Origin of the sequence: Psittacicella melopsittaci (assembly GCF_003585925.1) — a bacterium.
GTDB classification, from domain to species: domain Bacteria; phylum Pseudomonadota; class Gammaproteobacteria; order Enterobacterales; family Psittacicellaceae; genus Psittacicella; species Psittacicella melopsittaci.
Map to the genome: position 1 here is coordinate 45,758 of NZ_NRJH01000041.1, position 6,254 is coordinate 52,011.

Below are 6,254 nucleotides of genomic sequence, written 5' to 3' on the forward strand. Positions count from 1 at the left end.
AAGTTAACCATAAGAAAAAAACTAAAATTCTTTATTATATATAATAGTAAAAATTGATTTAACAAGCTCTCTCAAGAGTATTTGCATAAATCTTAAACTAATTCCCAAGTATTTTAGCAAAATTTTTTCAAAAAATAAATTTTATTATTTGCATATTTTTCTTTTCTCTTAGTATAATTTAGAGAGAATTTAGTTTATCTGCTACTGCGGTAGTTGAGGAATATTTATGTCAGAACCATTAATTTCTTTACAACATATTTCTTTTACGGTTAATAATGACAAAACTATTCTTGATAATGTGAGTTTTAATATCTACCCTCATACAGTTACCACCATTGTTGGTCCTAATGGAGGGGGGAAATCAAGCATTCTTAAGATCTTATTAGGTCTGATTAAACCTACTTCAGGAAAGGTTGTAAAAAGTAGAGCTGATCTGCGGATTGCCTACTTACCACAAAAACTTCACTTTGATCAAAGTGTTCCGATGAACGTTGAACAACTGTTAAAGTTAAGTCCACGTTTTAATCAAGAAAACTTTGACTGGTTAGTAGAAAATTGTGATCTTGAAAAAATTCTTCACACTTCTATTCACCAGCTCTCAGGGGGAGAAAGACAAAGAGCTTTTTTAGCTCGTTGCCTCATGAATGAACCAGAGTTACTGGTTTTAGATGAGCCAGCCCAAGGCGTAGACATTCAACGCCAGGCTTATTTATATCGCTTAATTCAGCGCATTAAACAAAGATATAATTGTGCCGTGCTTTTAGTGAGCCATGACTTAATGTTGGTAATTCGAAACACAGACCACGTTATTTGTTTAAATCAACATATTTGTTGTGAAGGTCAACCTGAAAGTATTGCTCATAATCCAGAATTTTCGAATATTTTTGGTCATGTTATTGCCCGCAATATTCAAGATGCCTTTGCCGTTTATTCACATAATTCGGTACACCATCACATAGAACAAAACCATTGTGGTTGTGACCACGGTTATCCATGTGGTGATCATCAATCATAATTTATTACAACCGAGGTTGTTATGTCCTTTCTCTTGTCCTTAATGGCATTTGCATGGCTTGCTGCTTTTTTGCTTTCTTTTTCCACCTCGACTCTTGGGTGCTTTGTCCTCTGGCGTCGCATGTCCTATTTTGGTGATACTCTTGCCCATGGCTCTATGCTGGGTTTTTCTTTGGCAATAGTGTTACAAATAAACTTTTATCTCGGCTTAATTATTACCGTTGGTATTATTACTCTGCTTCTTTTCTTTATTGAAAAAAGAGCCCATATTTTACATATGGATTCGTTACTCGGAATAGTTGCCCATACTTCTTTGGCTCTAGGTTTTATTATTATCAGCATCCTCGCCAAATATGTACGTGTGGATGTTCTCGATTATCTTTTCGGGGATATTCTCATGGTAAAAAATAGTGACATCTATATAATTGCCGCTTTAAGCGTAATTATAGTCACGGCGGTAATCATAGCCTGGAAGCCTTTAATGAATTTACTCATTAGCCAAGAAATGGCAATTGTTGAAGGCGTTAATGTTCAGTTTTACAAAAGCTTGCTAGTAATTTTACTTGCTCTAGTAGTAGCAACGAGTATTACTCTTGTAGGGGCTTTATTAATTACGGCACTGTTAATTATCCCTGCCTCTACGGCACGTCGCTTTGCCAAATCCCCACAACAGATGCTTATTTACTCATTTATTATAAGTAATATTGCTATAGTTATAGGTTTAACTACCAGTTTATACTTTAGCTTCCCAACTAGCCCAGCAATAGTTGCTAGTCTAGGGGTAATGTTCTTCTTTAGCCTTGCTTTTAAACGAGCAGATAGCTAAGAAATTAGATAAAAGGTCTGTCCTTTAATTTAAAGGACAGACCTTTTTACGTTTGCTTTAGGCTTGGAAATTATGCATTTAGCTTAACCCGCATAGGTTTTACTTAAAGCCTCTAGAGCTTGTAAAAATGCAGCACTCACTTGCTTAGTATCTACTTGCAAGGTTAAAGCTCGTGCTTCTGGCTGTTGCGGTAAATGTTCCCAGTTAAAAACTAAGGCTGCAGGATAATCTTGCATTAACATTTGTGGCCATTCAATTAAAAATACCGTTTGCGGTTTTTGGTTATCAAAAAAACCAAGCACATCTAATTCATAAGGATCAGAAAGACGATAAAGATCAAGATGATATAAGGTGGTATTGTCTACTTGATAATCTTCTTGAATCGAATAGGTAGGACTAGGAATATTACCTTGATATCCCGCAGCCCGAATAAAAGCTCGACTAAATGTACTTTTACCTGCTCCTAAATTACCTAAAAGATACATATTAAAGCTTGCCTTTTGTGCTTGATCACGCACCAAAGGCCACAAGCTTTGGGCAAAAGCTTCCGTTTGCTCTTGGTTATGAAAAATAAAATTATAGCTTGTCATAATAGTCTCTATATTTTTTTGAGTATTATACCGCATCTTTAATTATCTACGTCTAGCATTTTTAGGAAATTTCTTTTATTATAAGCTCATAGATTGACTACTTTTATTAGGTCTTTACATATGTCTTCTCAATTAACTGAACAAACGAGAATCAGTAACTTTCGCTTATTTATTAACATCTTTCCTGCTTTAGTTGCCTCTCAGCTAGTCTTTATTTCCGCAGCCTTAATAAATACTTTAATGGCTGCACGGGTTTCAACTACGGCTATGGCCGCTATTGGCTTAACTGGCTCAATTCTTTGGCTCTTTAACTCTCTGGGTATAGGGATTCTAAGCGTGGTTTTATCACGCATGGGATATGTTTACGGCAAAGAAAAATATCACCTTGTTGGGGCTATTCATCGTCAAGCTTACTATGTTATTGCCTTAGCAAGTATAGCTATAGCTATTTTAGATATCCTTATTGCCACTAACCTTGATCTTATTGGCTTAGAACCAGAATTAATTGCTATAGGTCGTCCCTATTTGCTTTTAAGTTGTTTTAGTATTCCTTTAATGCTTTTTATAACGCATTTAAGAAATCTGAACTCTTGTATAGCTTATACTTTACCGACTCTACTTCTAAGTCTCTTAAGCCTTTGCCTAATAATTCCGTTTAACCTCATTTTTATGTATGGGGATTTACCTCTTATTGGGCATAATCCTGGTTACTCGGCATTTACTCATATTTTTACTTATATAATTTATATTAGCTTAATGCTTTTAATTATTAAGTACAAAAAATCTGTATATGGCAAATTACAACTTTTTAATCCTTTATTTGCTAAACCTAACAAAGAACAAATTAAAGACATTTTAAAAGTAGGTATTCCAGTTTCAATTCAATACTGGTTAGAAAATAGTTTTTACGGCATAGTTGCTTTATCTTTAGCTCACCTAGGTACTTCAGTAACCGCTGCTCATCAAAGTGGAGCTAATTCTTATTCTGCAGTTTATATTTTTGCGGCTGGAGCTTCAGCAAGTATTACAAGTATAGCTTCGCGTCGTCTGGGTGAACAAAGAAGAGATTTAACTAAAGCTATTTTACACCATACTTTAGCCTTAATTATTTGTATTAATGTTTGTATTGGGATAGCTATTATCGTTTTTCGTCACCAAATTGCGGGAGCCTATATCCAAAACGATCCTGTAGCTTTAAATCTTTCCCAACATGTTTTAATTTGTTTGGCTATAGCTAATGTTTTTGATGGCATCTATGCTTGTTTACTGGGCTATTTAATTCCCTATCGTGATAGTCGTTATACTTTCTTAACTACCTTTACAGTGTCTTGGCTAATCTATTTACCTCTAGCCTCGATGTTTGCCTTTACTGACTGGTTCTTTGGTATAGGTAACTTTGGTCTCTATGCTTATTGGGTTGCTTTTATTCTCATTCCTATGACTACGGCAACCTCTTTATACTGTCGTGTCCACTTCAAGTGGAACCGCATGGACGACGCAACTTTATACCAAAAATTAGCAGCCTATGAAAAATAAAGCCCCATTTTCAGGGGCTCTTTTTTATGCTATAATTAGCAGTATCTTTTTAACAAACAAGATATTTCGTGGTAATTTATGTCGCAATTAAAAACGTCAACCTCATTACCAAACGAAAGTAACTGGAAGCTCTTTTTTAATATTTTCCCAGCTTCAGTTGCTTCTCAGTTTGTTTTTATGAGTGTTGGGGTAATAAATGCACTTATGGCTGCCAAAGTTTCGGTAGCAGCCATGGCTGCAATAGGCATGATTGGATCGATATTTTGGTCTTTTAACTCCCTTGGAGTAGGACTACTAAGCATAATTTTATCCAAAATGAGCTTTGCTTTTGGTAATGGGCAAGCAAGTCAAGTAGGGCAAATTCATCGCCAAACCTATTATGTTATTTTATTAGCTAGCTTGTTTATTATTGCCTGTGATTTAATTATTGCTTTTAACTTAGACTTATTTCACTTGAGTGAAGAAATGATAAATATAGCTAAGCCATTTATGTTACTTTCTTGCGTAAATGTGCCTCTATTTTTATTTATTGTTCACTTAAGAAATATAAATGCATGTATTGCTTATACTCTTCCTACTTTAATAATTAGTATTCTCGGGCTAATTCTTATTGTCCCTCTTAATATGGTGTTTATGTATCAAGAACTCCCTATTATAGGTCACAACCCCGCCTTCTCTGCCTTTACCCATATCATAATTAATATTATTTATATTACGGTAATGCTGGCTATTTTTAAATATAAAAATAACCTCTATGGGCAGTTAAAGCTCTTTAGCCCACTCGTTAATTCTCCAAAATGGAAGATTATTAAAGACGACTTCCGTCTAGGAATACCAGCAGCTTTCCAATATTGGCTCGAAAATAGTTTTTACGCTTTGGTCGTACTATTAATTGCCCATTTAGGAACTGCAGTAGTTGGAGCGCATGAAGCAGGCATGTCAACCTATTCCTTTGCTTATGCAATTGCAATTTCGGGTTCGGCAACTATTACTAGTATAGTATCACGTCGTCTAGGCGAAAAACGTCGTGATTTAGCCCAAGACATTTTTAAGAATGTCACTTTATTTTTGGTCGCTTTTAATATAGTTTCAGGTATTTGCTTAATTGTTTTCCGTAGCTATATTGCCGACTTATTTATTACCGATAACCAAGAAGCGCATGACATAGCTCAAAACCTCTTCATTTTCTTAGCTTTTGCTAACTTTTTTGATGGTTTATATGCAAGTTTTATTGGTTATCTCATTTCCTTCCGTGATACGCGTTTTGCCTTTTTAGTTGCGTTTATTGTTTCATGGTGTATAGCTATACCTATAGCAAGTGTATTTGCCTTTACAACCTGGTTAGGTGTAGGTAATTATGGAATCTATGCTTACTGGACTGTATTTATCCTTATTCCATTAGCGGCAAGTATTATTTGCTATCTACGCACAAGATTAAAATGGCACAGTATTCCAGATCGTGAACTTTTTGCGATCTTAAAGAAAAATATCGCTTAGTTTTATATATCCAATCAAGGTAGCAAGAGATTTTCTTGCTACCTCTTTTTTTGGCTTAAATTTATTTTTAGCAAAATAAGCAAAGCAAAAAATAATTAACCTTCTTTTAAAAGGTAAAAATTAATAGGTGGTTAATTATTTAAATTAGTGATCAACTAAAATTCAGACATAAAAAAACGGCTTCCCTAAGATATCTAATAAAAAAAGGATACAATAAAACAATAACTTTTACAAGGAAGCCGTTATAAATAATATAACATACTCCCCGCAATTTCCGCAACAAAACTCAGAAGAATCAAGAACTCTAAAATCAAAACCTAAGTTCACTCATGTGACGGTGAAGATTATTTGGTTGTGTAACAAGATTTTAAATGAGTATGTTGACAGTGGTAAAAAGATAAACTACTCTGAACTGGCGAGAAAGGCAATAATAGACCTTGCTCCAGTATATGAGTATGAAGAGAAAAAGTTATCTTCGTTAGTTACTTTCCGTCGTATTTTCTCTAAGTTACATAAAGTCGGTTTTGACGAAGCTGTAGCCCTACTAGAGTTAGGTAAATCAAATAAGGGTCGTAAAGCTAAGTCTTTCTAGAGACTTTCTCAAGTCAGACTCTCACTTTATCTTGAACAAATACTAGGGTAATAGCGAGCATGTTAAAGACTTAGGCATTAGCTTAAATACTATCTACTCTTGGTGTCGTACTTTTAAGAAGAGATATTATTAAGCACTGTAATTCTCTTAGATTGAATGGCTCTCCATATAGCTTCCAGATTAATTATTTAAATTAGTG

Annotated in this window: 6 protein-coding genes; 5 read left to right on the forward strand and 1 reads right to left on the reverse strand. The window is 34.6% G+C overall.

All coding sequences use genetic code 11. The features are described from left to right. The first annotated feature begins 226 nt into the window (after positions 1-226). Positions 227-1,015, forward strand: a complete 789-nt coding sequence (locus CJP74_RS04920; RefSeq protein ID WP_119497165.1) for a metal ABC transporter ATP-binding protein — start codon at positions 227-229, stop codon at positions 1,013-1,015. 21 nt (positions 1,016-1,036) lie between these two features. Continuing rightward, positions 1,037-1,840: an iron chelate uptake ABC transporter family permease subunit gene (locus tag CJP74_RS04925; protein ID WP_119497166.1), complete on the forward strand. Its 804-nt coding sequence runs from the start codon at positions 1,037-1,039 to the stop codon at positions 1,838-1,840. Between the two features lie 83 nt (positions 1,841-1,923). Here CJP74_RS04925 and tsaE read toward each other — a convergent pair whose 3' ends face one another. Then, positions 1,924-2,430 (reverse strand): tRNA (adenosine(37)-N6)-threonylcarbamoyltransferase complex ATPase subunit type 1 TsaE, encoded by a 507-nt coding sequence (gene tsaE / locus CJP74_RS04930; RefSeq protein WP_119497167.1) that lies wholly within the window; start codon positions 2,428-2,430, stop codon positions 1,924-1,926. A gap of 120 nt (positions 2,431-2,550) precedes the next feature. Here tsaE and CJP74_RS04935 point away from each other — a divergent pair, with 120 nt between their 5' ends. The 3 genes from CJP74_RS04935 (at position 2,551) to CJP74_RS04945 (ending at position 6,055) form a co-directional block, all read left to right on the forward strand. Beyond that, positions 2,551-3,966, forward strand: coding sequence for an MATE family efflux transporter (locus CJP74_RS04935; RefSeq protein ID WP_119497168.1), 1,416 nt, complete (start codon positions 2,551-2,553; stop codon positions 3,964-3,966). A gap of 78 nt (positions 3,967-4,044) precedes the next feature. Continuing rightward, positions 4,045-5,463, forward strand: coding sequence for an MATE family efflux transporter (locus CJP74_RS04940; RefSeq protein ID WP_119497169.1), 1,419 nt, complete (start codon positions 4,045-4,047; stop codon positions 5,461-5,463). A 331-nt stretch (positions 5,464-5,794) separates the two neighbouring features. Continuing rightward, positions 5,795-6,055 (forward strand): hypothetical protein, encoded by a 261-nt coding sequence (locus tag CJP74_RS04945; RefSeq protein ID WP_147397052.1) that lies wholly within the window; start codon positions 5,795-5,797, stop codon positions 6,053-6,055. Positions 6,056-6,254: the final 199 nt, after the last annotated feature.

Excerpts from the sequence above, each read along its gene's own strand:
- CJP74_RS04920 (WP_119497165.1), top strand. The coding sequence starts at position 227 with ATGTCAGAACCATTAATTTCTTTACAACATATTTCTTTTACGGTTAAT.
- CJP74_RS04925 (WP_119497166.1), top strand. The coding sequence starts at position 1,037 with ATGTCCTTTCTCTTGTCCTTAATGGCATTTGCATGGCTTGCTGCTTTT.
- tsaE (WP_119497167.1), bottom strand. The coding sequence starts at position 2,430 with ATGACAAGCTATAATTTTATTTTTCATAACCAAGAGCAAACGGAAGCT.
- CJP74_RS04935 (WP_119497168.1), top strand. The coding sequence starts at position 2,551 with ATGTCTTCTCAATTAACTGAACAAACGAGAATCAGTAACTTTCGCTTA.
- CJP74_RS04940 (WP_119497169.1), top strand. The coding sequence starts at position 4,045 with ATGTCGCAATTAAAAACGTCAACCTCATTACCAAACGAAAGTAACTGG.